The 22,761-nt window shown below is 67.2% G+C and carries 26 protein-coding genes; 11 read left to right on the plus strand and 15 right to left on the minus strand.

The features are described from left to right. Window positions 1–160 precede the first annotated feature (160 nt). Together dusA and SJY26_RS06910 are read left to right on the plus strand one after the other, a co-directional pair. Window positions 161–1,186, plus strand: a complete 1,026-nt coding sequence (gene dusA, locus SJY26_RS06905; RefSeq protein WP_396595393.1) for a tRNA dihydrouridine(20/20a) synthase DusA — start codon at window positions 161–163, stop codon at window positions 1,184–1,186. Window positions 1,187–1,208: 22 nt separating this feature from the next. Beyond that, window positions 1,209–2,033 carry a sulfite exporter TauE/SafE family protein gene (locus SJY26_RS06910; RefSeq protein WP_396595394.1) on the plus strand — a complete coding sequence of 275 codons (825 nt, stop codon included), beginning with the start codon at window positions 1,209–1,211 and terminating at the stop codon, window positions 2,031–2,033. Here SJY26_RS06910 and SJY26_RS06915 read toward each other — a convergent pair. Together SJY26_RS06915 and SJY26_RS06920 are read right to left on the minus strand one after the other, a co-directional pair. Further along, on the minus strand, window positions 2,030–2,560 hold the full coding sequence (locus SJY26_RS06915; protein WP_396595395.1) for a TIGR02281 family clan AA aspartic protease: 531 nt from the start codon (window positions 2,558–2,560) through the stop codon (window positions 2,030–2,032). The two genes, SJY26_RS06910 and SJY26_RS06915, sit on opposite strands and share 4 nt — an antisense overlap. Window positions 2,561–2,641: 81 nt before the next feature. Beyond that, complete coding sequence (locus SJY26_RS06920; RefSeq protein WP_396595396.1) at window positions 2,642–2,863, minus strand: DUF1289 domain-containing protein; 222 nt, start codon at window positions 2,861–2,863, stop codon at window positions 2,642–2,644. Between the two features lie 150 nt (window positions 2,864–3,013). Between SJY26_RS06920 and SJY26_RS06925 the strand changes: the two genes are divergently transcribed. Further along, window positions 3,014–3,166 (plus strand): hypothetical protein, encoded by a 153-nt coding sequence (locus tag SJY26_RS06925; protein WP_396595397.1) that lies wholly within the window; start codon window positions 3,014–3,016, stop codon window positions 3,164–3,166. A gap of 69 nt (window positions 3,167–3,235) precedes the next feature. Here SJY26_RS06925 and SJY26_RS06930 read toward each other — a convergent pair whose 3' ends face one another. From SJY26_RS06930 to SJY26_RS06940, 3 genes are read right to left on the minus strand one after another with little or no spacing between them, the layout of a single operon-like run. Continuing rightward, window positions 3,236–4,252, minus strand: coding sequence for an HlyD family secretion protein (locus SJY26_RS06930; protein WP_396595398.1), 1,017 nt, complete (start codon window positions 4,250–4,252; stop codon window positions 3,236–3,238). Between the two features lie 24 nt (window positions 4,253–4,276). Continuing rightward, complete coding sequence (locus tag SJY26_RS06935) at window positions 4,277–5,032, minus strand: ABC transporter ATP-binding protein (RefSeq protein WP_396595399.1); 756 nt, start codon at window positions 5,030–5,032, stop codon at window positions 4,277–4,279. Further along, window positions 5,029–6,201, minus strand: coding sequence for an ABC transporter permease (locus SJY26_RS06940; RefSeq protein ID WP_396595400.1), 1,173 nt, complete (start codon window positions 6,199–6,201; stop codon window positions 5,029–5,031). Before SJY26_RS06940 ends, SJY26_RS06935 begins: the two co-directional genes overlap by 4 nt. A 179-nt stretch (window positions 6,202–6,380) precedes the next feature. On the opposite strand from SJY26_RS06940, the gene SJY26_RS06945 reads away from it, so the two are divergent. Continuing rightward, window positions 6,381–8,495 (plus strand): S46 family peptidase, encoded by a 2,115-nt coding sequence (locus tag SJY26_RS06945; RefSeq protein WP_396595401.1) that lies wholly within the window; start codon window positions 6,381–6,383, stop codon window positions 8,493–8,495. A gap of 3 nt (window positions 8,496–8,498) precedes the next feature. Here SJY26_RS06945 and pgsA read toward each other — a convergent pair whose 3' ends face one another. Next, on the minus strand, window positions 8,499–9,134 hold the full coding sequence (gene pgsA / locus SJY26_RS06950; RefSeq protein ID WP_396595402.1) for a CDP-diacylglycerol--glycerol-3-phosphate 3-phosphatidyltransferase: 636 nt from the start codon (window positions 9,132–9,134) through the stop codon (window positions 8,499–8,501). A gap of 38 nt (window positions 9,135–9,172) precedes the next feature. Next, complete coding sequence (locus SJY26_RS06955) at window positions 9,173–9,799, minus strand: carbonic anhydrase (RefSeq protein WP_396595403.1); 627 nt, start codon at window positions 9,797–9,799, stop codon at window positions 9,173–9,175. A 263-nt stretch (window positions 9,800–10,062) separates the two neighbouring features. On the opposite strand from SJY26_RS06955, the gene SJY26_RS06960 reads away from it, so the two are divergent. After that, on the plus strand, window positions 10,063–11,022 hold the full coding sequence (locus SJY26_RS06960) for an FUSC family protein (RefSeq protein WP_396595404.1): 960 nt from the start codon (window positions 10,063–10,065) through the stop codon (window positions 11,020–11,022). 83 nt (window positions 11,023–11,105) lie between these two features. Here the strand turns inward: SJY26_RS06960 and SJY26_RS06965 are convergent, their stop codons facing one another. Genes SJY26_RS06965 through ppk2 form a run of 3 tightly spaced genes read right to left on the minus strand, consistent with a single transcriptional unit; the run spans window position 11,106 to window position 14,136 of the window. Then, window positions 11,106–11,417 carry a YdeI/OmpD-associated family protein gene (locus SJY26_RS06965; RefSeq protein WP_396595405.1) on the minus strand — a complete coding sequence of 104 codons (312 nt, stop codon included), beginning with the start codon at window positions 11,415–11,417 and terminating at the stop codon, window positions 11,106–11,108. A gap of 36 nt (window positions 11,418–11,453) precedes the next feature. After that, a complete protein-coding gene (gene uvrC, locus SJY26_RS06970) occupies window positions 11,454–13,340 on the minus strand; it encodes an excinuclease ABC subunit UvrC (protein WP_396595406.1) in 1,887 nt (628 codons plus the stop codon). Window positions 13,341–13,389: 49 nt separating this feature from the next. Next, complete coding sequence (gene ppk2, locus SJY26_RS06975; RefSeq protein WP_396595407.1) at window positions 13,390–14,136, minus strand: polyphosphate kinase 2; 747 nt, start codon at window positions 14,134–14,136, stop codon at window positions 13,390–13,392. Between the two features lie 117 nt (window positions 14,137–14,253). Between ppk2 and SJY26_RS06980 the strand changes: the two genes are divergently transcribed. Both SJY26_RS06980 and SJY26_RS06985 read left to right on the plus strand, forming a co-directional pair. Beyond that, window positions 14,254–15,045, plus strand: a complete 792-nt coding sequence (locus SJY26_RS06980; RefSeq protein ID WP_396595408.1) for an extensin family protein — start codon at window positions 14,254–14,256, stop codon at window positions 15,043–15,045. Between the two features lie 177 nt (window positions 15,046–15,222). Then, window positions 15,223–15,426 carry a cold-shock protein gene (locus tag SJY26_RS06985; protein WP_077356590.1) on the plus strand — a complete coding sequence of 68 codons (204 nt, stop codon included), beginning with the start codon at window positions 15,223–15,225 and terminating at the stop codon, window positions 15,424–15,426. A 26-nt stretch (window positions 15,427–15,452) separates the two neighbouring features. On the opposite strand, the gene SJY26_RS06990 is transcribed toward SJY26_RS06985, so the two are convergent. The 3 genes from SJY26_RS06990 to SJY26_RS07000 are packed head-to-tail and all read right to left on the minus strand — an operon-like array spanning window position 15,453 to window position 18,385. After that, window positions 15,453–16,370 carry a DMT family transporter gene (locus SJY26_RS06990; protein ID WP_396595409.1) on the minus strand — a complete coding sequence of 306 codons (918 nt, stop codon included), beginning with the start codon at window positions 16,368–16,370 and terminating at the stop codon, window positions 15,453–15,455. Window positions 16,371–16,379: 9 nt separating this feature from the next. Continuing rightward, window positions 16,380–17,252, minus strand: a complete 873-nt coding sequence (gene gluQRS, locus SJY26_RS06995) for a tRNA glutamyl-Q(34) synthetase GluQRS (protein WP_396595410.1) — start codon at window positions 17,250–17,252, stop codon at window positions 16,380–16,382. Window positions 17,253–17,257: 5 nt separating this feature from the next. Continuing rightward, window positions 17,258–18,385, minus strand: coding sequence for a JmjC domain-containing protein (locus SJY26_RS07000; RefSeq protein ID WP_396595411.1), 1,128 nt, complete (start codon window positions 18,383–18,385; stop codon window positions 17,258–17,260). 263 nt (window positions 18,386–18,648) lie between these two features. On the opposite strand from SJY26_RS07000, the gene SJY26_RS07005 reads away from it, so the two are divergent. The 3 genes from SJY26_RS07005 to SJY26_RS07015 all read left to right on the plus strand — a co-directional run bounded on the left by SJY26_RS07005 (window position 18,649) and on the right by SJY26_RS07015 (window position 20,654). Then, window positions 18,649–19,293: a DNA-3-methyladenine glycosylase family protein gene (locus SJY26_RS07005; protein ID WP_396595412.1), complete on the plus strand. Its 645-nt coding sequence runs from the start codon at window positions 18,649–18,651 to the stop codon at window positions 19,291–19,293. After that, window positions 19,290–19,958, plus strand: a complete 669-nt coding sequence (locus tag SJY26_RS07010; protein ID WP_396595413.1) for a trimeric intracellular cation channel family protein — start codon at window positions 19,290–19,292, stop codon at window positions 19,956–19,958. Before SJY26_RS07005 ends, SJY26_RS07010 begins: the two co-directional genes overlap by 4 nt. A gap of 135 nt (window positions 19,959–20,093) precedes the next feature. After that, on the plus strand, window positions 20,094–20,654 hold the full coding sequence (locus SJY26_RS07015; RefSeq protein ID WP_396595414.1) for an HNH endonuclease: 561 nt from the start codon (window positions 20,094–20,096) through the stop codon (window positions 20,652–20,654). Between the two features lie 71 nt (window positions 20,655–20,725). Here the strand turns inward: SJY26_RS07015 and SJY26_RS07020 are convergent, their stop codons facing one another. Both SJY26_RS07020 and SJY26_RS07025 read right to left on the minus strand, forming a co-directional pair. Further along, window positions 20,726–21,367 carry a hypothetical protein gene (locus SJY26_RS07020; protein ID WP_396595415.1) on the minus strand — a complete coding sequence of 214 codons (642 nt, stop codon included), beginning with the start codon at window positions 21,365–21,367 and terminating at the stop codon, window positions 20,726–20,728. Window positions 21,368–21,414: 47 nt separating this feature from the next. Further along, entirely contained in the window at window positions 21,415–21,750 is a 336-nt protein-coding gene (locus SJY26_RS07025; RefSeq protein ID WP_396595416.1) for a hypothetical protein, read from the minus strand. Window positions 21,751–21,955: 205 nt separating this feature from the next. On the opposite strand from SJY26_RS07025, the gene SJY26_RS07030 reads away from it, so the two are divergent. Beyond that, a complete protein-coding gene (locus tag SJY26_RS07030; protein ID WP_396595417.1) occupies window positions 21,956–22,756 on the plus strand; it encodes a transglutaminase family protein in 801 nt (266 codons plus the stop codon). Window positions 22,757–22,761: the final 5 nt, after the last annotated feature.

The following is a 22,761-nucleotide window of genomic DNA, read 5'->3' on the forward strand; positions in this document are numbered from 1 at the left end:
CAGACGTTCCGGTCGGCCACGTCCGAATTTGACGTATCGATGTGCTAGACAGCCTTGCGGCCGCCCGAATTTCAGGCGACCGGCCCTGTTCCTTTCCGATGCCAAACTGACGGCCCGCAAAATGTGCACGAAAGTGCACTCATTTTTTTTGATCACCGCCATGACCGCCGCGCCCGCCCACCGCTTTTCGGTGGCCCCCATGATGGACTGGACCGACCGGCACTGCCGGGCGTTTCACCGCGCCCTCACCACCCGGGCCCTGCTCTATACCGAGATGGTCACGGCCCCGGCGGTCATCCACGGCGACCGCGACCGTCTGCTGGGCTTCGATGCGGTCGAACATCCCGTCGCCCTGCAGCTGGGTGGGTCGGACCCTGACCAGCTGGCCGAAGCCGCCCGGATCGGCGCGGCCATGGGCTATAACGAGATCAATCTGAACGTGGGCTGCCCCTCCGACCGGGTCCAGTCTGGCCGCTTCGGGGCCTGTCTGATGAAGGAGCCGGGGCTGGTCGCCGACTGCATGGCCGCCATCGCCGGGGCGGTCGATGTCCCCGCCACGGTCAAATGCCGGATAGGGGTCGACGATCAGGATCCGGCGGTCAGCCTGTTCGCCACGGTCGATGCATCGGCTGCCGTCGGCGTCACCACCTTCATCGTCCACGCCCGCAAGGCCTGGCTCAGCGGCCTGTCGCCGAAAGAGAACCGCGACGTGCCGCCGCTGGACTACGGGCTGGTCCGCCAGCTCAAGCGCGAGCGGCCGCATCTGACCATCTGCATCAACGGCGGCATCGCCTCGCTGGAGGCAGCCGAGGCCCAGCTGGACGAGACAGACGGCGTGGCCCTGGACGGCGTCATGCTGGGCCGCGCCGCCTATCACGAACCGGCCCTGCTGGGTCAGGTCGACCGGCGGCTGTTCCGCGAGGGGGGAGGGGACGTCGATCCTTTCGTCGCCATCGACCGCTACAAACCCTATCTGGCGGCGCGTCTGGCCGAGGGCTGGAGTCTGCACGCCATGACCCGCCACATGCTGGGGCTGATGCACGGCCGGCCCGGCGCGCGGGCCTTCCGCCGCATCCTGACCGTCGAGGCGATCCGTCCCGGAGCGGGGCTGGAGGTCGTCGACCGGGCGGTCGAGGCCGTGCGCGAGGCCGAGGCCCGGCGCGAGCGGCCGGGCGAGGCGGCCTGACCCGCGCGGGTCCGGCCACGGCATGACCGCGCTTCCCCTCAATGAGCTGATCCTGCTGGGCGTCGCCGTCCTGGCGGCGGGCCTGGTCGGCGGGCTGATCGCCGGCCTGTTCGGGGTCGGGGGCGGGACCGTTCTGGTGCCGGCGCTGTTCTACGCCTTCTCGGTCCTGGGGCTGGGGGGCGAGAGCAATCTGCACGTCGCCATCGGCACCTCCCTGCTGACGATCGTCGCGACCTCCTGGCGTTCGCTGGGCGCGCACCGGGCCCACGGGGCGGTGGACGAGGCGGTGCTGCGGACCTGGACGCCCTGGGTCGGGGTCGGGGCCCTGGTCGGGGCGGCAGTGGCCGGCCTGACCTCCATGGAGGGGCTGGCCATCGTCTATGGCGTCTGTCTGGTCGTGGTCGCGGCCCAGATGGGGCTGCTGCCCGAGCGGATCACCCTGCGGCCGGACCTGCCGACAGGTGCGACCCGGCGCTGGACCGGGGGCCTGATCGGCCTGCTGTCGGCCATGATGGGCGTGGGCGGAGGCAGTTTCGGCGGCATGCTGATGACCCTGTGTGGCCGGCCGATCCATCAGGCCGTGGCCACGGCCTCGGGCTTTGGTCTCGCCATCGGCGCGGCGGCCACGGTGGGGTTCATCGGCTTCGGCTGGGGGGCGGAGGGCCGACCGCCGCTGAGCCTCGGCTATGTGAATGTGCCTGCCGCCTTCGTGATGGGGCTGTTGACCACCCTGGTGGCCCCGTTCGGGGCCCGGATGGCGCACCGGCTGGACCGAAAGGTCCTGCGCAGGGCCTTCGCCGTCTATCTGCTGGTGACGGCGATCTCGGTGATGGTGAAGGCGCTCTAGGGGCGCAGGGTCAGGCCGGTCGGCCTGGCCTCGAAGGCGGACAGTCGCCCAAGATAGCTCATGCCCAGCAGGGAGTGGGGCAGGCCTTCTTCCACCACCAGGGCGCTGACCCTCTCGACCCGGGCCCCGGCCACGGCGATGTGAGTCAGCTCGATCGGAGCGGCCATGACCGGGCCCGAGGCGGTCTCGACCGTGCGGGTAAAGTCGGCGGGGACCAGACGCAGGCCCAGACGCAGCGCGTCCTCCCGCGTCAGGGCGACGACACTGGCCCCGGTGTCGACCAGGACGCGGATGGCGCGCCCGTCGATGTCGGCCTCGGCCCAGTAGTGGCCGTCGGCGGCGCGGGCGATCTGTGCGGGGGTGCCGTGTGAGGCCCTCGTGGCCGAGGTCATGGGGACGGGGTCGGGGACCGCTGCGGCGGCCGCGCGGGGCTCGTGGTGGGTCAACCACCAGGCCACGCTCAGTGAGGAGGCGGTCGCCATCCCCATGACGATCGCGGACTGGAGATCGAAACGCAAAGGCCACACTCCCGGTCCGGCAATCCTGAACTTCGTCCTTCCTAGCCGGGCCGGGTTGGGATGGGGTGAAGTGATGTGGCTGACGAAAGGTTACTGGTCCGGGCCAGGCGTGGCGGGGGGGCCTCGCAGGCGTCTGCGGTCCAGGTCGGCCATGATTTCCGCCCGCCGGTCGTCAGTCAGCGCGCTCCAGCCGGCGATCTCGGCGAGGGTCCTGTAGCAACCCAGACAGAGCCCGTTCGCGCCGTCGACGACGCAAACCTGGACGCAGGGTGTCGCGATCGGACGGGGCGGGCGGGGTGTTCTCGACGACATGATTGCGAAAACTACTCCGGTAGCGGACTAAAAACTTGCAAATCCGTCACGATGTGCGATGGTGCCTGTGACGCGAAACGACTGAGAGGGTGAAAACCCCTGCGAGCACGACGCGTCTCTTTTCATCGTTCAGCGAAAGGAGACGCCAGCATGAACGACAAGGACAAGAACCTCCAGCACGCCATGATGTCCTTTGCCCTGTGGGGCGGGATGCTGGTGGGCAATCGGCCCCAAGCCCGCAGTGAGCGGGTGGTCAGTCACCCGTCCAACTTCGTCCCGTTCCGGTTCGAGAAAAAGGACTGAGACCCGGTCCCTGAATGCAAAAAAGCCCCGGCCATCGGCCGGGGCTTTCGCTTGATGTCCTGTGTCAGGTCAGGTCCGCGGGGCGGGGGTCTGCATCGAGCGATTGGCGGGGACGCCTACGGTCGGCGTCCGGGCCGCGCCGGCTGTTTCACCCGGCTTCATGAACTTCACCAGGACCCGTTGCCCGATCAGAAGCGGCGCATCGCCGGCGGTTACCACCACCTCGATGACGCGCTCATCGGACCGCTGCGAGGGATCGTCGGAGGCCAGCTTGCGGGCTCCGAACACGGCCGCCCGGCGCAGCACCGTCCCGACGTAAACCTTGGACGGATCGCCTTCAGGCGTGATCTCCACGGCCTGGCCGGTGGTGACGTTGGGGATATCGCTCTCGACGATCTCGGCGCGGGCGATGCGCGGAGCGACCGGCTCGAGGTCGAACATGTTGGACACGTTCAGGATCGAGGCCCCGGCCCCCGGATTGGCATAGCGGCGCACGATGCGGCCGTCGGCCGGCGAGCGGATGACGGTCAGCTCGACATTGTAGGCGGCCTGATCTCGACGGGCGCGCGCAGTCTGGACCGCTGCCTGTTGGGCCCCAAGGCGGGCCTGGGCGGTCGCGATGGCGTCCCGGGCCTGATCCAGACGCTGGCCGGCGACGAAGTTGGTGGCGACCAGGCGCTCAAGCCGATCGAACTCGCGCTGGGCCGTGCGGATTTCGACCTGGATCAGGCGCAGCTGGCTTTCGGCCGAGGCCAGATCGGCGGCGGCCGTCTGCAGGGCCAGCCTGGGCTCGTCGTCCTCCTGACGGGCCAGGATCTGGCCGGCCGTTACGGCGTCGCCCTCCTGGACCAGAACCTCGCGCACGATACCGCCGCGACGGGCCGCGATCTGGATGATGCCCCCCTCGATGTCGACCTTGCCGTTGGCGATGGCGGCATAGGGGCTCACCACCTTTTCAGCCTCCGCCTTCTCGGCTTCCGCCTTCTTGGCTGCGCCCTGCCCCTGCATGAACAGGAAGCCGACGACCAGCACGATGATCAGCAGCAGGCCGATCCAGAGCCATTTGTTCTTCAGGAAGCCGGGCATGCGTGAGGTCCTTGGAGCGTGGGTCTAGTGGGACGCCAGGGTGGCGTTCGGATTGGGTGTGCGGCGTTCGTCACTGATGATGATGCCGTCCTCGATCTTGATAACCCGGTCGGCCCATTCCTCGAGCCGGGGGTCGTGGGTGACGCAGATCACCGCCGCGCCATGTTCGGTCGCGGCGCGACGCAGCAGGCGGATGACGATCTGGCCGTTCTCGCCGTCCAGCGCCGAGGTCGGTTCGTCGGCGAACAGGATCTGCGGGTCCTTGGCCAGGGCCCGGGCGATGGCGACGCGCTGCTTCTCGCCGCCGGACAGGGCCGCGGGCCGCTGGTGCAGGCGCGGGCCCAGACCGACTTCCTCAAGGGCGAGGGTGGCGCGCTTCTTCGCCTGGGCCGGTGTGAGGCCCTGGAACTTCAGGACCACCTCGACCTGTTGCAGCGCCGAAAGGGCGGGAAACAGGTTGAAGCCCTGGAAGATGAAGCCGCAGTGGTCCAGGCGGAACTTGTCGATCTTGCCGCTCGACAGCTTCCACAGGTCGTCGACGTCGAGCGCGTCCACCCGGCCTTCCTCGGGCCGGAGCAGGCCGGACAGGGCGGCGATCAGGGTCGACTTGCCGGATCCCGAAGGCCCCATGACCATGGTGAGGTCGCCGTGGCGGGCGTCGAAATCCACGCCCTTCAACACTTCGACAAAGGCCTTGCCGGATTTGAACCGCTTGCGGATTCCCTTGGCCTCGATGGCGAAATCGCCATGCTTGCCATGGGCGGTGGTGTGAGGGCTCATCGCAGGAGGTCCGCCGGCTGGCTGTTCTTGAGGATGCCGAGCGACAGGAGGCCCGACAGCATGGCGATCACGATCAGGCCACCGCCAACGACGATCAGCAGGGCTGGCGGCAGGGCGATGATGACCGCGCCTGTCATGGCCAGCCACTGGATACCGAGGGTCAGCAGAATGGCCGCCAGAACCCCGACGCAGCCGACCCAGAAGCTCAGTTCCATGACGATCCGGTTCAGCGAGCCCATGCCGACACCGAGCGCTCTCAGGGAGGCGAACTCCTTGATATTGGCCATGATGGCCCCGCGCAGTGTCTGCCAGGTGATGGCGACCCCGATGATGGTCCCAAGCACCACACAGCCGCCGATGATGATGACCAAAATGCCCTCCTCGAACATGGCCATCTGGTTGGCGTCGGCGAGTTCCTGACGCGTCCAGGCCTTCCACTGACCGTTGCCTGCCGCATTCAGTTCGGCAGCGACCCGTTCGGCCTGGGCCGGGTCGCGCAGCTTGACCATCAGAGGGCCGACCCGCGGGCCGGTGTCGGCTTGGCCCACCATGCGCAGCGTGTCGCGCGACATGATCACAGTCGCCTGCATCATGTTGGGATAGCCGCGGGTAATGCCGACCACGGTCACGGTCTGGCCGTTGTACAGCGCCTTCTCGCCCAGTTTGACGCCCAGCTTCGACACGGCGGTCTCGTCGATGGCGACGGTGTAGGGTTGCCGCAGGGCGTCGACCAGTTCCTGCGAATAGTCGGTCGGAATGGTCACGGCCCCGGGCGTGGTGTCGATGACCAGAGCCTGGACGAACTCCTGGCGCGGCGCGCCCTGCTTGGCCCGGTCCGCCTGGGACAGGGTGGGGTCCACGTTCTTGATCGACTGGAAGCTTCCGCCGGCACCGTCCAGCGGCTGGACCTCGACCACCTGCGGATTGTTGTAGACCAGCGGAATGAACCGCCGTGGTACGCCGGAGGGGCCGCCGATCAGCGACTTGGCCCCGGGCTGCATGACGATGATGTCCGCGCTCGACCGTTCGATCGTGGCGGTGAAGCCTTTGCCGATCCCGATGAACACGCCGGTCATGGCGAGCACCAGCAGGCCGGACAGGGCCAGGGCCATGACGGCGGCCATATAGCGGCGCCACTCAAAGAGCAGCGTGGAAAGTGCGAGCGACATGTGTGTGTGAACGTCCCTGACTTGTGGCGTTATCTGACGCCCGGGAGGCTCTCGTCCAAGTTAAATCGGGGTAAGGCGTCAAACCCGTGGCCTCCGGCTTGCCCGGACCACCGCAGGCGGACTAGCAATCAGACCCCTGAGAGCGCCCGCCCGGTCGCCGTGTGTCCCGGAGAAACACAATGTCCATTCGTACTCCCGCCACCGCCGTGTCCCTTGCTGCTCTCGCCCTTGCCGCCCTGCTGGCAACGCCGGCCGCTGCGGAGGAGGGGATGTGGACCTTCGACAACTTCCCCATCGCGCGGGCCAACCAGACGCTCGGCACCTCCATCGACCGGGCCTGGCTGGACCGGGTGCGCCTGAGCTCGGTCAAGTTCGGCGGATGCTCGGCCGGGATCGTGTCGGGTGCCGGTCTGGTGATGACCAATAACCATTGTGTCGCGACCTGCGTGGCCAATCTGTCGACCCCGGCCGTGAACTACGCCGAGACCGGCTTTGCGCCGCGCAATCGCGAGGACGAACTGAAATGCCCGGGGGGTACGGCCGAGATCCTGACCGACATCAGCGATGTGACGGAGCGGATGCAGGCGGCCGGTGCGGGTCTGACGGGGCAGGCCTTCACCCGGGCGCGCGACGCCGAGGCCGGCCGGATCGAGACCGAGGCCTGCGCCGGGCCGGATGGCCGCGCGGTCGCCGACCGGCGCTGTCAGGTGGTGACCCTGTACCGCGGCGGCCAGTTCAAGCTCTACACCTACAAGAAATACTCCGACGTCCGGCTGGCCTGGGCCCCGGAAGACCGGGCCGCGACCTTCGGCGGCGATCTGGACAATTTCAGCTTCCCGCGCTTCGCCATCGATGCCGCCTTCATCCGCTTGTACGAGAACGATGCGCCGGAGGTGACCCCGACCCACTTCGTGTGGAATGCCGACCGCCCGGTGGAAGGCACGCCGGTGTTCGTCTCCGGCAGTCCGGGTTCGACCCAGCGTCTGCTGACCCAGGACCAGCTGGCCACCGTGCGCGACGTGGTCCTGCCGCTGGACCAGCTGATCGCGTCCGAGCTGCGGGGCCGTCTGATCCGCTTTTCGCAGGAAAGCGAGGACAACGCCTTCATCGCCATGGACCCGATCGTGGGTCTGGAGAACACCTACAAGCGGGGTCTGGGCCGGATGCGGGCCCTGACCGATGCGGACTTCATGAACCGTCGGGCCGACGCCGAGGCGGAATTCCGCGCCCACGCGGCGGCCGATGCCGCCCTGACCGGTCGGGTCGGTGATCCCTGGAGCGCCCTGTCGGCCGTCCAGCCGATCGCGCGCGAGCTGTATCCCGCCTTCGCTCTGCTGGAAGGCGGGACGGGGATCGGCACGACTCCGGTCGCCGGCGGGTCACAGCTGTTCCTCTGGGCCCGTGCCCTAGTCCGCGGCGCGCAGGAACGCCAGAAGCCCTCGGCCGAGCGGCTGCCGGAGTTCGGTGACGCCCGTCTCGCGGCCTTGCAGGCCAGCCTGTTCGCCGCCCGGCCGACCTATCCGGCGCTGGAGCAGGTGCGGATGGAATGGTGGCTGTCCAAGACGCGGGAGTGGCTGACCGTCGACGATCCCCGGGTTCGCGCCCTGTTGGGACAGGAGTCGCCCGAACAGCTGTCGGCGCGACTGGTGGCCGGCACCACCCTGGCCGATCCGGCCGTGCGTCGGACCCTGTGGGAGGGCGGGCTGGCCGCCGTCGAAGCGTCTGAAGACCCGATGATCCGCTACCTGCTGTCGATCCAGGACGAGACCCGCGCCATTCGTTCGGACTGGGAAACGCGTGTCCAGGCCCCGACAGACCAGGCCTCCGAACGCCTCGCCTCGGCCCGGTTCGCCGTATATGGCGACAGCGCTTATCCGGATGCGACCGGCACCCTGCGTCTGACCTACGGAAAAATCGAAGGGACCGATGTGCCGGGCCAGCGCTTCGGCGCTTTCACGACCTTTGGCCGCCTGTGGGATCGCGCGACCGGGGCCGCGCCATTCGACGTGGCCCCCCGCCTGCTGGCGGCGCGGGACCAGATCGATCCGGAGACGGTGCTAAACATGGCGGTGTCCTCGGACACCATCGGGGGCTCGTCAGGCTCACCGGTGGTCAATGCGGCCGGAGAGATTCTCGGCGCGAACTTCGACTCCACCGTCCTGACCCAGCGCAACGCCTATGGCTACGATCGCGCCGTTAACCGCAGCGTGATCGTGACGACCGGCGCGGTGACCACGGCCCTGCGCGATGTGTATGACATGGGTCGGCTGGTCGAGGAGCTGGGCGTCGACTGACGCTCAATCCCCCTTGGCCAGTGACCGGCGGGCGGTGTCGAAATATTGCCAGCCGGTCCAGACCGTGGCGATGGCGGCGAACCAGATCAGGCTGTCGGCGAACAGCTGGAACCAGGGCAGCCAGTCGAAATCCAGGCCAAAGCCGTCCCAGTTGCGCGCGAACAGCTGCGCGCCCAGCGCGACCAGCTGGACGGTGGTCTTCCATTTGGCGAGGGTGGTGACCTCAAGGGTCACCCGGCCGGCGATGGTCTCACGCAGGGCCGAGACGGCGAACTCGCGGAACAGGATCAGGCCGCAGGGAATGGCGATCTGGGGCACGCTGCCGCTGGTGAGGACACCCAGGATCGCCCCGGTGACCAGAATCTTGTCAGCGATGGGATCCAGGATCGCGCCCCAGCGTGTCGTGGCGTTCCAGCGGCGCGCCAGATAGCCGTCGACCCAGTCGGTCGAGGCGGCGACCACAAAGATGAAGAAGGCCGCCCGGTACAGCCCGAACTGGTCCTCGGGGCTCAGATAGGACGACAGGATCGGAACCCCGCCGGTGGCGCCGGCGAGGATCAGGAACATGACCACCCCGGCCACCAGCCGCAGACCGGTCAGGATGTTGGGGATCGGACTCGCGTGGGTGGTGGCGGGCATGGGTGCTTTCGAAGCGGACATCAGGGGCGAACGCGCGCCTAGCTTAGCGGTTCAAAGCGTGGGGCCGAAGTCAGTTTGCGCAGCATGCCCTCGGCGATGCCGAAATGCAGGCCCGTGAGCTCAAGAGTGCCCGCCGCCTCCCGTTCGGCGATCCACGGAAAGGTGCGCAGATTGTCGAGGGACAGGCGCACAACGGCTTCCTCGGTCGCCCGCTCGATCTGGTCGGGTTCGACCGTTTCGGCAATGCGGCGAACCACGGGCGTGCCCTGGGCGATCCAGGGGGCGACGAAGTCCTGGACCGCTTCTGGTGCGCCGTCACGCATGGCCGCGATGCCGCCGCAGTGGGCATGGCCCATGACCACGATGCGCGAGACGTTCAGCGCCTTGACCCCGAACTCCAGTGCAGCCGAGACCCCGTGCAGCTTGCCGTCCGGCTCATAAGGCGGGACCAGGTTGGCGACATTGCGCACCACGAAAAGCTGTCCCGGCGCGGCGTCGAAGATCAGGGCCGGATCGGCGCGGCTGTCGGAACAGGCGACGATCAGGGTGTGCGGCGTCTGACCGTCCGCGGCGAGGGCCTCGTACTCCGCCTTGGCGGCTGGCCAGTGGTCAGCGCGGAAGCGGCGGTAGCCGGCGATCAGGGGGTCGGTGGAATCGGGTGACATGGCTGCCCTATAGGCAATCTGCGGCCCGGTGGGGAGATGCCGCAGCCGGCTGGATCTCGGAGCCCACCCGAAGTCGCGCTTTATGGCGGCCCGCCAACCTCGCCTCCTGGCTGCAGACGCCGTTTCGGCGACGGGAGCCTCTGGCGGCTGTCGGATGTTCTGATGGGATGGCGCAGGCGAATGACACGGGCCTCGCCCGGCGAGAGCGAGTGAAGGACCAGCTTCGGGATCCGATGAGGCTGGCCGTGCAGGGCTCAGCCGCCGTGGCGGCGACCTATGGGGCGATGCGCGCCCTGGACTGGGATCATCTCAACTGGGCACTGATCTCCGCCTTGTTCGTTCTGGAGCGCAACAGCGACGCCACCCGCCGCAATCTGTTTGGGCGGTTGAGCGGTGCCGCCGCGGGTGCTGCGATCGGCCTCGCCATCGTCGCCCTGTTTCCGGGAGAGTCGCTGACCGTGTTGCGCCTGCCGGTCGCGGCGGCCCTGGCCATGTCCTTGGCCGCGTTCCACCCCCGCCAGAGCTTTGCCCTTGTCGCCGCCGTGGCCGTGGCGCTCGAGCCCGCCGATCCGGCCTGGATCGGTGCCTTCGAGCGCGTGCGGGCAATCGCCTTGGGCTCGCTCTGGGGGCTGACAGCCGCGATGATCCTGTGGCGGGAACCGGCGCGCGCCCGGGCCACGAAGGGCTTGGCCGAAGCCGTAGCTCGATGTCAGGATCTGGCAACCATTCTTATTCCCTCGGTGGCGCACGGCACCGACGACCATCGCGACAGCCTGCACGCGGCCTACCGCGACGCGATGCGGATCGCGCACCTGCGCATCAAGGATTGCCGGGACGAGACGCGGGGCATGATGGCGGACGTCGCGCGGAAGCTGGATCGGGTGTGGCACGATCTGGTCTTCATCGATCGGCTCTCGCGCCAGCGCCCGGCGATCCATCCGGTGGTCGACCTTGAAGACGTCCGAGAGACCGCCCGCCGCGAGCTGGAGGCCGTGCGTTGCGCCCTGCAGGGGTCTGGTCCGGCCCGCCCGGCAGCGGAGGTGGCTGGAGGTCCCATGCCCGGAGCAACGCATGGTGATCGACAATCTGAAGATCTGCTGGGCTTTGTGCTGCGAGAGTTGGCGAGCGACCTCGCCGCGCTGCGCCAGCAGGTTCGGGTGTCGGCTGGGTCCGCCTCAGCCGCGGTGCGACGCTCGAAGAAGCACGCTGACAACGGGTCGTAACAGGCCCCGGGCTGTCGCGCCGGGGAGCCGGCCTTGGCCTCATGCCCCCTGCGCGCCAGGAGGGAGGCGACGCGACATGGCCTTCAGGATGGCCGGGGCCGCTTTCCGTCGATCAGTGCCGCCTGCTGCCAGGGGCTTGGAGCCTTGTCCGTCCGATGGATGCAGCCGGCCCAGCAGCAGGGGCGGGTCTTGCCTTCCAGCAACTCCTCGCGCGTTCGACCGATGCGCCGCTCGCGGGTCTTCGCCTGTTTGGCGTCCTCGACCCAGCAGATGAACTCGTTGCGCCCCAGCGGCGTCAGCGCCTGCCACAGGGCCAGCACCCCGGGGTCCGACCGGAGGGCGGATTCCAGATCGGGCGCGACGCTGTGCACGGTGCCCTGGGCCAGTTCGCTCACCCGACGTCTCCCGATCGATCGTGTCCGGCGGCGATCCTAGCGCCGGGTCTCGGGTCGGAAGAAGCCATAAATCCGCTCTGCCAGGGCGCGGTTGATCCCCTCGACCTTTTCCAGATCGGCCACGCCGGCCCGGGACACGCCCTTGGCCGAGCCGAAGGCGTGCAGCAGGGCCTTCTTGCGACCCGGCCCGACCCCCTCGATCTCGTCCAGCGGGTTCTTCTTGATGTCCATTGACCGCCGTGTGCGGTGGGCCCCGTTGGCGAAGCGGTGGGCCTCGTCGCGCAGGCGCTGGATGTAGTAGAGCGCCGGGCTCTTCAGCGGCAGCATGAAGGGCGGCTTGCCGGGCACGAAGAACCGCTCCATCCCCGCGTCCCGGTCCGGCCCCTTGGCCACCCCGACGGCCAGGATGTCGTCCAGACCCAGATCGGCCAGCACCGCCTGGACCTCGGCCAGCTGACCCGCCCCGCCGTCGATCAGCAGCAGGTCGGGGCGCACGACCTCCTCGGTGCCCTCTTCCTCGTCCTTGACCAGCCGGCTGAAGCGGCGTCGCATGACCTCGCGCATCATGCCGTAGTCGTCGCCGGGGGTCAGGTCCTCGCCCCGGATGTTGAACTTCCTGTACTGCGATTTCTGGAAGCCGTCCGGGCCGGCCACGATCATGCCGCCGACGGCATTGGTCCCCTGGATGTGGGCGTTGTCATAGACCTCGATCCGCTCGGGCGTGCCCTCCAGCCCGAAGGCCTCGCAGACCTCGCTCAGGATTTTGCCCTGGGCGGAACTCTCGGCCATCTTGCGGCCCAGGGCCTCGCGGGCATTGGTGTGGGCGTGCTCGACCAGGGCCAGTTTGTCGCCGCGCAGCGGCCGGGCGATCTCCACCCTGCGCTCGGCCTTCATCGAGAAGGCCTCCTCCAGCAGCTCCAGCTCGTGCGGCCGGACGTTGGACAGGATCAGGCGGGGGATCGGCTTGTCCTCGTAGAACTGGCCCAGGAAGGCGGCGAGGATTTCCGGGTCGGTGTCCGACTTGTCGACGCGCGGGAAATAGGCGCGGCCGCCCCAGTTCTGGCCGGCGCGATAGAAGAAGACCTGCACACAGGCCTGTCCGCCCTCGCTGAACAGGGCAAACACGTCCGCCTCGGCCACGCTGTCGGCGCTGACCGAGTTTTCCATGGCGATTGCCGACAGGGCGCGGATGCGATCGCGGACCCGGGCGGCCTGTTCGAAATCCATGGCCTCTGCGGCCGCCGTCATCTCGCCGGAGAGCCGGCTGATCACCGCGCGGGACTTGCCCTTCAGGAACTGCGACGCCTCCTCGACCAGATCGCCATAGTCCTCGAGGCTGATCAGGCCGGTGCAAGGGGCCGAGCAGCGCTTGATCTGGTGCAGCATGCAGGGCCGGGTCCGGGTCTCATAGACGCTGTCCGAGCACGACCGCAGCAGGAAGGCCTTCTGCAGGGTGTTCAGCGTCCGGTTCACCGCCCAGGTCGAGGCGAACGGCCCGAAATAGTCGCCGGGCGTGGTGTGCGATCCGCGATGCTTGCGGACCTGGGGCGCACGGTGGTCCTTGCGGATCATCAGCTCGGCGAAGGACTTGTCGTCGCGCAGCACCACGTTGAAGCGCGGCTTCAGCTTCTTGATGAAGTTGGATTCGAGCAGCAGGGCCTCGGTCTCGGAGGCGGTGACCACCAGCTCCATGGACCGGGTCAGCGACACCATCAGCCCGATGCGCTGGGTGTGGAACCGCCCTTGGGCGTACTGCAGGATGCGTTTTTTGATCGAGCGCGCCTTGCCGACGTACAGGCAGGTCCCGTCCTCGCCGTACATGCGGTAGACGCCCGGCTTGTCGGGCGCGCGCCGGGCCTCGTCGCGGATCAGGTCGGCGGCGACGAGCGGCGAGGAATCAGGGGCAGGGGTCTCCAGGGTCATTAAGCGCAATATAGGGACTTTCCCTCTTCCTTAGAGAGGGGGACGTTCTTCAGGGGTTCAGCTTCCCCTTTGACCGGCTGGCGTCGAAGACCACCCGCGGGTCGACATGGCTGATCTTCGCCCCCGGGCGACCCAGCCGTCGCAGGATGTGACGCAAGATGTTCAGCCGGGCGGTCTTCTTGTCGTCGGTGGCGATGATGGTCCATGGCGCGTCGCGGTGGTGGCTCTCCGCCAGCATCCGGTTGCGGGCGGCGCTGTAGGCGTCCCAGCGGATCTGGGCCTCGGCGTCGAGGGACGATACCTTGAACTTCTTCAGCGGGTCTTCCATCCGCTCCTCCAGCCGCTTGGCCTGTTCCTCTTTTGAAATGTCGAGCCACAGCTTGATCAGGATGATGCCGGACCCGGTCAACGATCGTTCGAACCGGGGCACGTCGTCGAGGAACTGCTCATGCTGTTGCGGCGTGCAGAAGCCCATGACCGGCTCGACGCCCGCCCGGTTGTACCAGGACCGGTTGAACAGGACGAGTTCGCCGGCAGCGGGCAGGTGGGAGACATAGCGCTGGAAATACCACTGGGTGGACTCTCGCTCGGTGGGTTTGGGCAGAGCGACAATGCGCGTCTGGCGCGGCGAGGCGTATTCGACGATCCGCTTGATGGCCCCGTCCTTGCCGGCGGTGTCGCGGCCCTCAAACACCACCACGACCTTCAGTCCCTGTTCGATGGCCCAGTGTTGGGTGTCGACGAGCTCGATCTGGAGCGCTTCGAGCGCCTTGTCGTAGTCCTTTGTCCGGCCCATCGGTCGCTCCGTGTCACGCTTCGGCAGGGCCCGTGCCCCGTCGGTTCGGACGGTCGACACTGTAAACGCGCGGGATGCGATTGTTACCTTTCGCTCGCCCGTTCATTGTCGTTCGGCATGAAACGCGATTTCGCCGACTTCTGGAACCTGATGTGGGAGGCAGCTCTGGGCGTCTGCGCGGCCTTTGCGCTGCTCAATGCCTTCGCTCCGGCCCAGGACCTGCCGTGGAAGCCGCTGGATCTGAACCTGCCCGTGGGCACGGCGACCGCCGCCAAGGTCGCGGACTTTACCGTGGGCCCGGCAGCTGCACTGGAGGAGGTTGAAGGGGCGACCGACGCCTGTATCCAGACCCTGCGGGATGCCGGGGTGGAGGTGCGCCGCGCGGAAGATGTCAATGATGGAGGCTTCTGTCAGGTTCGCGGGGCCGTGGTGATCACCGGGGGAGATGTCACGCCGCTGAAGCCAGGGAGTCTGACCATGCAGTGCCCGCTGGCGGTTCGCTATGTGATCTGGGACCGGCAGGTGCTCCAGCCAGCGGCGCGGGAAATCTATGGATCGCCGGCGGCGGCCGTGAACAACTACGGCAGCTATTCCTGTCGGCGGATTTACGGGTCCACCTCGGTGACGGATCGCCCCAGCGAGCATGCGCGGGCCAATGCCTTGGACATCGGATCCATTACCCTGGCCGATGGCCGCACCGTCTCGGTCGAGTCAGACTGGTCGGGGCGCGGTCCGAACGGCACGGAAGGGGCCGGCTTCCTGCGGCGCCTGCGTGATGGTGCCTGCCGCGTTTTCTCGACCGTGCTTACGCCCGACTACAACGCGGCCCATGCCGACCATCTGCATCTGGACGGCGCGCCACGCGGCCTGTGTGTCACGGCAGCCCGCGCCGATGGCCTTCCCGGGTAGCGAATTGTTTCCGGTTGACCGGGACTTGCGGCTGAGAGAAAACACCGCTGCAATCCGGATTTCGCGTGGGGTCCAAACCCGCGTCTCGCTCCTTCGCCTGAACGAGCTGTCCAGATGGATTGTCGGACCCCCTCGAAAGGGCGTCCGCCTGGAAAAGCGCGTTTATGGAGACGCAACATGGCGACCGGTACGGTCAAGTGGTTCAACCCCACAAAGGGCTTCGGCTTCATCCAGCCCGAAAGCGGCGGTGCCGATGTGTTCGTTCACATCACCGCCGTTCAGAAGGCTGGCCTGACGGGCCTCGATGAGAACGCCAAGGTGTCCTACGAGCTGGAGTCCCAGCGCGGCAAGACCTCCGCAGTGGATCTCAAGCTGCTCTGATCCTTCGGGACCAGATCACCATCTGATCAGGCGGGCGCGGTTCCTTCGGGGGCCGCGCCCGTTTTCGTTTCTGCGCCGGCCCGGTTCGACCACTGGGCCAACACGATCGCGGCAAGCACCAGGGCCCCGCCGAGAGCCTGGACCGGGGCCAAGGTTTCGCCGAAGACGATCCAGCTCAGCCCGGCCGCCACCAGGGGCTGGATCAGGATGGTCACGGCCGTGATGGCGGCGGGCAGGCGACCGAGTGCCCAGGCCACACCGCCCTGACCGGCGACATGCATCAGTCCCATGGCGACGCAGGCGGCCCAGCCGGCGGCCGTGGCCGGGATCATATCCTCACCCATGCCCAGCGACACCGCGCCCATCAGCGGCAGTCCGGCGAGGGTGGCCCAGAATGTGACGCGCAAGGCCCCTGCAGTGGTTCGGGCGGCCTTTACGGCAAGGAAGTAGCCCGCGTACCAGAACGAGACGGTCAGCGAGAGCAGGTCGCCGAGAGGCGGATTGGTGCCCTGACCAGGTCGAGCTCCCGCTGCCATCGCGAGGGCCCCGCCCATGGCCAGTGCAAGGGCAAGGATGAACAGTCTGGCCGGCCGCTCCCGGAAGAACATCCAGCCGATGAGGGTCACGACGACCGGTGTCAGATTGCAGAGCACCGTCGCATTGGCCACCGAGGTCATGACGATGCCGTAGTGCCAGAAGCTGAGGTCCAGCGTGAAAAACAGGCCTGCCAGCAGCATCCATTTCGACGGCCGCCGCAGTCCTTCGCCGCCGGGCCGGCCCACCAGAACCAGCAGCAAGGGCAGGGCAAAGGCGAACCGCCAGAAGCCGGCCGCCGCCGGACCGGTCTCGGTCAGTCGCACCAGAATGGGAGCCAGACCCAGCACACTGGCCGAGGCCAGCACGACCATCAGGGGCAGGAGGCGGGAGGCAGCGGGGTGCGACATCGGGGTCGCTTAGCCTGACTCCGGGGCCGGGGGGAGGGGAAACCCGAGCTCGGCCCGGAGGGCTGCGGAGGACATGCCGCTGTCCCGCAAGGCTCGCAGCGTGACGGCCCCGTCCCTCTTGGCGAAGCGCTTTCCATCGGGGCCGAGGAGCAGGGGGTGGTGGTGATAGACGGGGGTGGGCAAGCCGAGGAGCGCCTGCAGCACGCGCTGGACCGACGTGGTCTCCATCAGATCCTCGCCGCGGACCACGTGGGTGACACCTTGGGCCGCATCATCGACGACCGAGGCGATGACATAGCCCGCACCGATGTCCTTCCGCCCCAGCACCATGTCTCCGAGGCTCTCCGGACGGGCGGTGCGCACGCCGGGATCGGACATCTCCTCGACCCAGGTCAGATGATCGAAGCCACCCAGCCGCTCCCTCGCGGCAACCAGTGACAGGCGCCAGGCAAAGGGTTCGCCTGCCGCGACACGGGCCTCCTCCTCGACCGCTGGCAACGGTCCCCCGGCAAAAGCCCCTGTATCCGCCGGGTCGCTCGCGTGACGCGCGACGCCGGCAAGAGCCATCAGCTCGCGACGGGTGTGGAAGCAGCGGTACAGAACCCCCAACTGCCGCAGTTGATCGAGCGCGGCGTCATAGTCCTTGCGATGATCGGACTGGCGACGAACCGGTTGAACCCAATCGAGCCCCAGCCACCCAAGGTCTTCGACGATCGCGGCCTCGTACTCCGGGCGGCACCGCGTGAAATCCGTGTCCTCAATCCGCAGCAGGAAACGGCCGTGCGCAGACCGTGCAGCAGTCCAGGCAGTCAAGGCTGAGAAGGCATGCCCACGATGCAGATACCCTGTGGGCGAGGGCGCGAACCTGGTCACCAGAACCATTCCGGTCAGAGCTTTCGAAGCACGCCGGTCCGCTCGGCTGATGCGACGGTCTCGCGGAGCGCGTCTTCTGAAATGGAATCAAACTGGGCAATGAGGTCTTCGAGCGCGAACTGGGGTTGCGACAGGGCCCACCCCATCGCCACTGCAACAGGCCCCGAGAAACGGGGCCCAAGCAGGCCCGTTGGGCGGTAGAGGGTCAGGACGGTCCGCGCCGGAAGGGCGTATCCTGCAGGCCTCGGCACCAATCGCGTCTGGGCCATGGCGATCTCGTCATGCAGAAACGGGGAAAGCGCGATCTCTGTCAGTCGCTTCACAAGCCCCTCGATGTGCCTCGACAGGGCAGCTCCGGCCTCTGCTCCCGCCGGTGGCAGCCATGCCCGGAAAGCAGGGTCCTGCATCGCCGCCTGTTCCAGCAGGGAAAACAGGATACGCCCGTAGAGCGGTGTGACCGACAGGGTCAGATGCAGAGACGCCCCGTCGGTCGCCAGGGCATCATGGTACCAGCCGCGTGGAAGATAGAGGACGTCGCCGGGCCGCATCAGTACCTCCTGCATCAGCGGACCCCGGGTGGCGGCAAAATACTCCCGCGGATCCGCATGCGGTGGTGGCTCTACCGGGTCATCGGCACGGTTCGCATAGAGACGCCAGACCTTCTCGCCTTCTGTCTGGATGGCGAAGACATCGTGCAGGTCATAGTGGGTCTGGAAGGCTTGGACCCCGCCGAACGAACAGTAGGCGTTGGCAGCGACGAGACCCGCGAACGCTTGTCCCAGATCATCGCACAAGGCTGCGATGTCCGGGGTCAGCCGCTGGATATCGTTGGCGACCAGACTGGCACCCGTGGCCAGCTGGACGTTCACTCTGGCCGGGCAAGGCCGCATGATCTTTCCGGACTGGGTGTGGGCCACGGTGCAATAGTGTTCCGCGGGGACGGTCTCACCATTCCGCACCAGACGCAGGCTGGCAGATGTCCAGATCGAGGTCTGGGACAGGAGGCCATTGAAGCACGACCAATCCAGAATGGCACGCTTCCGGCCGCCGTCGGCAGCCGGAATATGCAGCGGGCGGGAGCGATGCTCAGCGTGGAAGGCCTCCGGTGTGACCGGATCGAGCAGTTCAGCGAGATTGCGCATCATCGTGGTCGCAGGCAGCTGCCATCAAGGAACTCTGGTGCGTGCGCATGGCGGACCGGGCCAGGATCGGGCAGTCCTCTCAATGCGCAATCGTCCATCACGCGCCTGCCGCACAAAGCGAGAGCCCAAAGCAGTTGTCGCGCTTTCCGGCTATCGTGGTCGGTACGAGAAGGTCCAGGGGTGATTGGCACCGGAAGAACGTCCAGACTGGGCATGATACGGACGCTATGGTCCGCCTCGCCCTTTGTCGACCGGGGACCTCGATGCCCATTACACCCCAGGAACTGGCTGTGGCCCGCGAAGAGCTCGCGCGTCTTGATCCAGCCATGGCCCACGTCCACGCCCGGACGCCAGTGTTCGAGTGGCGGGTTCGCGAGGGTGGCTTTGTCGGGCTGTTCCAGATGATCGTCGAGCAGCAGGTGTCGGTCGCTTCGGCCGCTTCGGTGTGGGCCCGGCTCAAGACCGGACTGGGGGAGGTCACGCCGGCGAATCTCCTCGCCCATGACCTTGAGTCCCTTCGCGGAATGGGGCTGTCACGGCAGAAGGCAACCTATGGTCAAGGCATGGCGCGGGCCCAGATGGACGGGGCCATCGATCTGGAACACCTTTCGACGCTGGACGATGCGTCCGCGATCGAGGCGCTGGTGGGCCTGAAAGGCGTCGGTCTGTGGACTGCCGAGGCCTATCTGTTGCTGTGTGAGGGACGGACAGATGTCTTTCCTGGCGGCGATGTTGCCTTGCAGGAGGCGATCCGCTGGGCCGATCGGGCCGAGGTGCGGCCGGACGCCCGCGGGGCCTATGCCCGGGCGGAACGCTGGCGGCCCTGGCGTGGCGTCGCGACCCATCTTCTGTGGGCGTGGTATACCGGTGTGAAGAAGGGACAGATCTTGCTGGACACTGCGGAATGACCACCCTGCTGGACCCGGCGCTGATCGGCCCTGCCCTGTCGCAGCCGGAGACCGTCCTGGGGGCCCTGGATTTCGCCGGGGTGGCCGTGTTCGCGGCAACGGGCGCGCTGGCTGCCGCGCGGGAGAAGCATGACTTTGTTACCTTCGCCTTCTTCGCGGCCGTGACGGGCGTGGGAGGCGGAACGCTGCGGGACCTGCTGATCGACGCCCCGGTCTTCTGGGTCCAGGACTGGCGCTATATCGCAGTGTGCCTGGCCGGGGCTCTCGCGGTCTGGCTGGTGGGGGCAGGGGCCTGGCGGTTCCGGGCCCTGCTCTGGCTGGATGCCGTCGGGCTGGGTGCCTATGGCGTGCTGGGGGCGGCCAAGGCCGAGGCCTTTGGTGCCCCGCCCCTGATCTGCATCGTCATGGGCGCGCTGACGGCGTGTTTCGGGGGGATCGTACGTGATCTTCTTGCAGGGCAGCCCTCGATCCTGTTGCGGCGGGAGATCACGGTGTCCGCCGCGATCCTGGCGGCGACGGTCTATGTCCTCGCCCGGGCGAGCGGCCTGGATCATTGGCCGGCGGCTGCGATTGCGGCACCCGCCGGCTTCGCCTTGCGCGCCGGAGCCCTCGTCCGGGGCTGGAGCCTGCCAGCCTTTCCCGGCGGACTTGTTCGCAAGGGTTGAGACGCTTCACGAAATCGACGCAAGCCCGTCATGGCGGTGCTCACGAATCAGGTCTAGTGTTTCTTCACCAGAGAGAAGGAGCGACGTCTTCAGTCCGATTTCCTCAAGACAGTGCCGCGCGCGCGGGAGGATCTGATGCAGGTCCTTCACAAGCCGCCTTCCGGCTTTCCAGCCCTTGTGCTGAACGCCGACTTCCGGCCGTTGTCCTACTACCCGTTGTCGCTGTGGCCGTGGGAAGAGGCAGTCAAGGCGGTCTATCAAGACCGTGTCGACGTAGTGTCGACCTACGATCGGGTGGTGCGCAGTCCGTCCATGGAGATGCAGATCCCCAGCGTGATCGCGCTCAAGCACTATGTCGATCAGAACCGCAGCCCCGCCTTCACCCGCTTCAACGTCTTTCTCCGTGACGGTTTCACCTGCCAGTACTGCGGTGACACCGCCGAGCTGACCTTCGACCACGTCATTCCCCGCAGTCGCGGCGGGCGAACCACGTGGGAAAACATTGTCGCCGCCTGTTCGCCCTGCAATCTGAAAAAGGGCGGGCGAACGCCCCAGCAGGCCCAGATGCCCGTCCGGCGAGCGCCACATCGGCCAAATGCCTATCAGCTCCAGGATGCCGGCCGCCGGTTCCCGCCGCACTACCTGCACCAGAGCTGGCTGGATTATCTGTACTGGGACATCGAGCTGGAGCCGTAAACCGGAGCGTTGGTTCCGTGGCGTGCAAGACCCGCCGGCGTGTGTCCGGCGGGTTCACATGTCATCGGGCGTCAGCGATAACGAGCGCGCTCGCGCGAGATCTCATCGCTGCTGTAGACACCCGCTCCGGGATCGAAGGCCGACCAACCCGAACTGCGGTAAGCCTCGCCCCGCGTCGCGGCGTCGAAGCCCCGATGACCGTCGAGAATCTGCTCAATGCGGTTCTCATCATCGCCGGAGGTCTTGACGCTGACTAGGGTACCGCCGCGCCGGATGCCCTCGGCATAGACATGGGCATCCTCGTCCGAATGGCCTGCTTCCTTGAGCGCGCCGAGGATGCCGCCCGTAGCGCCGCCGGCTGCGGCCCCTGCGGCGGCTCCAATCGCTGTGGAGGCCAGCCAGCCCGCCGCAACGACCGGGCCCACGCCGGGGATGGCGAGCATCCCGAGCCCCGCGAGCAGGCCCGCGCCGGCTCCGAGTACGCCGCCGGTCGTGGCCCCCTTGCCCGCGCCGTCGGCCACGTCATTCTCGCCGTCACCATTCCGGTCGCCCCGGGCATGAGTATCGTCGGGATGGCGATGGCCGGCGTGCCAGTTGTCGGTGTTGTTGGAGACGATGCTGATGTCGTCGGCCCGGATGCCGGCGGCTTCAAGATCAGAGATGGCATTCAGCGCTTCGGTATGTGTGTCGTAGAGTCGGGTAACGGTCGCCATAATGTAATCCTTGATATCTGTTGAACGGGTGGTTGATCCCGAGGGCGCTACTGGGCGGCAACGACGCCCTTATAGCCGACGGAGACTGTCGACTGGCTCGCGCCTATGGTTGCAGGTGCAGACCAGATGCCGTTTGCGTCCTGTGTCAGCGTTCCGATGTCGGTGTAGCCCTGCTTCTCGATCGCCTCGCGTGCCTGCGCTTCGGTAAAGGAGTTGGCGCCCGGGGTGAGGCCCCCCTGGTCGGCGGTGTCGATCGCAGGGTTTCGGGGCGTTTCCGATGCGGAAACGGCTGGGCCCTCCACGGGGCCGGTGGCGCTGTCATCGCTGCCGCAGGCAGCCAGAAGCGCGGCCGCGGCCGCAACTCCAAATAGGGGTTTGATCATGGGCAGTCCCTTCCAAGGTTGCCTTGAAGAAGGTCCCGGTACCCGGACCGTTCCAGGAGGGTCGATATTAAAATGATATCGACCCCGAAGCAGCCGACTAGAATGCGGTGAAGCCTGTCCTGCGACAGAGAAGCTGCTAAGTCCTGTGCCTGCGGAACGCTCGTCTGGCGGCGGCGTTGCCGAGAACCCACTCTTCAGGTCCTTCATGAAAATCCGCGTCCGCGCCGAGCTGGTCTATCGCTTCGATCCCCCGACGGACGCGATCTACAAGATTCAGGTCGCGCACTGGCCGGGTCAGACCATCCTTGAAGAACACCTGTCGACCACGCCGCCGCAGGCGTTCCATGAGGATGAGGACGCCGACTTCGGGGCACGGACCCTGCGGGCCCGGCTGGGGGGAGAGGTGGCTGTCGTCTATGAGGCGCTGGTCGACAATGGCTCCTTGCTGGGCCTGCCACCCGGTGCGACCCAGCACGACTGGAACGATCTGCCGGCGGAGGTCCTGACCTATCTCTGGCCAAGTCGGTATTGTCCCTCCGACCAGTTTGGCCGGTTCGTCGAGCGGCAATTCGGCGTGACAAAGGGAGGGGAGCGGGTCCTGGCGATCCTCGACTGGATTACCCGCAATATCGATTATGAGCACGGTGTGTCGGACAGCGAGACTACTGCGTCACGGACCTTCATTGATCGAGCCGGCGTGTGTCGGGACTTCACCCATATGGGCATTACCCTGTGTCGCGCGTCAGGCATTCCCGCCCGGGCGGTCAGCGCCTTCGCCCACCAGCTGAACCCGCCGGATTTTCATGCCATCTTCGAGGTGTGGCTGTCGAATGGCTGGTGGCTGGTCGATCCAACAGGCCTGGCACCGATCGAAGGATTGGTCCGCATCGCCTGTGGTCGGGACGCAGCGGACATCGCCTTTCTGTCGACCCAGGGGACCTGCGCACTGGTCAGCCAGTCGATCACAGCCACGAGCGGCGATGACACCACCCTGAAGGCGGCCTGAGGTCG

It is taken from the genome of Brevundimonas sp. R86498 (assembly GCF_044598075.1).
Lineage (GTDB): Bacteria > Pseudomonadota > Alphaproteobacteria > Caulobacterales > Caulobacteraceae > Brevundimonas.

Coding starts and splice junctions, on each gene's coding strand:
- dusA (WP_396595393.1), top strand. CDS start 161: ATGACCGCCGCGCCCGCCCACCGCTTTTCGGTGGCCCCCATGATGGAC.
- SJY26_RS06910 (WP_396595394.1), top strand. CDS start 1,209: ATGACCGCGCTTCCCCTCAATGAGCTGATCCTGCTGGGCGTCGCCGTC.
- SJY26_RS06920 (WP_396595396.1), bottom strand. CDS start 2,863: ATGTCGTCGAGAACACCCCGCCCGCCCCGTCCGATCGCGACACCCTGC.
- SJY26_RS06925 (WP_396595397.1), top strand. CDS start 3,014: ATGAACGACAAGGACAAGAACCTCCAGCACGCCATGATGTCCTTTGCC.
- SJY26_RS06930 (WP_396595398.1), bottom strand. CDS start 4,252: ATGCCCGGCTTCCTGAAGAACAAATGGCTCTGGATCGGCCTGCTGCTG.
- SJY26_RS06935 (WP_396595399.1), bottom strand. CDS start 5,032: ATGAGCCCTCACACCACCGCCCATGGCAAGCATGGCGATTTCGCCATC.
- SJY26_RS06940 (WP_396595400.1), bottom strand. CDS start 6,201: ATGTCGCTCGCACTTTCCACGCTGCTCTTTGAGTGGCGCCGCTATATG.
- SJY26_RS06945 (WP_396595401.1), top strand. CDS start 6,381: ATGTCCATTCGTACTCCCGCCACCGCCGTGTCCCTTGCTGCTCTCGCC.
- pgsA (WP_396595402.1), bottom strand. CDS start 9,134: ATGCCCGCCACCACCCACGCGAGTCCGATCCCCAACATCCTGACCGGT.
- SJY26_RS06955 (WP_396595403.1), bottom strand. CDS start 9,799: ATGTCACCCGATTCCACCGACCCCCTGATCGCCGGCTACCGCCGCTTC.
- uvrC (WP_396595406.1), bottom strand. CDS start 13,340: ATGACCCTGGAGACCCCTGCCCCTGATTCCTCGCCGCTCGTCGCCGCC.
- ppk2 (WP_396595407.1), bottom strand. CDS start 14,136: ATGGGCCGGACAAAGGACTACGACAAGGCGCTCGAAGCGCTCCAGATC.
- SJY26_RS06980 (WP_396595408.1), top strand. CDS start 14,254: ATGAAACGCGATTTCGCCGACTTCTGGAACCTGATGTGGGAGGCAGCT.
- SJY26_RS06985 (WP_077356590.1), top strand. CDS start 15,223: ATGGCGACCGGTACGGTCAAGTGGTTCAACCCCACAAAGGGCTTCGGC.
- SJY26_RS06990 (WP_396595409.1), bottom strand. CDS start 16,370: ATGTCGCACCCCGCTGCCTCCCGCCTCCTGCCCCTGATGGTCGTGCTG.
- gluQRS (WP_396595410.1), bottom strand. CDS start 17,252: ATGGTTCTGGTGACCAGGTTCGCGCCCTCGCCCACAGGGTATCTGCAT.
- SJY26_RS07000 (WP_396595411.1), bottom strand. CDS start 18,385: ATGCGCAATCTCGCTGAACTGCTCGATCCGGTCACACCGGAGGCCTTC.
- SJY26_RS07005 (WP_396595412.1), top strand. CDS start 18,649: ATGCCCATTACACCCCAGGAACTGGCTGTGGCCCGCGAAGAGCTCGCG.
- SJY26_RS07010 (WP_396595413.1), top strand. CDS start 19,290: ATGACCACCCTGCTGGACCCGGCGCTGATCGGCCCTGCCCTGTCGCAG.
- SJY26_RS07015 (WP_396595414.1), top strand. CDS start 20,094: ATGCAGGTCCTTCACAAGCCGCCTTCCGGCTTTCCAGCCCTTGTGCTG.
- SJY26_RS07020 (WP_396595415.1), bottom strand. CDS start 21,367: ATGGCGACCGTTACCCGACTCTACGACACACATACCGAAGCGCTGAAT.
- SJY26_RS07025 (WP_396595416.1), bottom strand. CDS start 21,750: ATGATCAAACCCCTATTTGGAGTTGCGGCCGCGGCCGCGCTTCTGGCT.
- SJY26_RS07030 (WP_396595417.1), top strand. CDS start 21,956: ATGAAAATCCGCGTCCGCGCCGAGCTGGTCTATCGCTTCGATCCCCCG.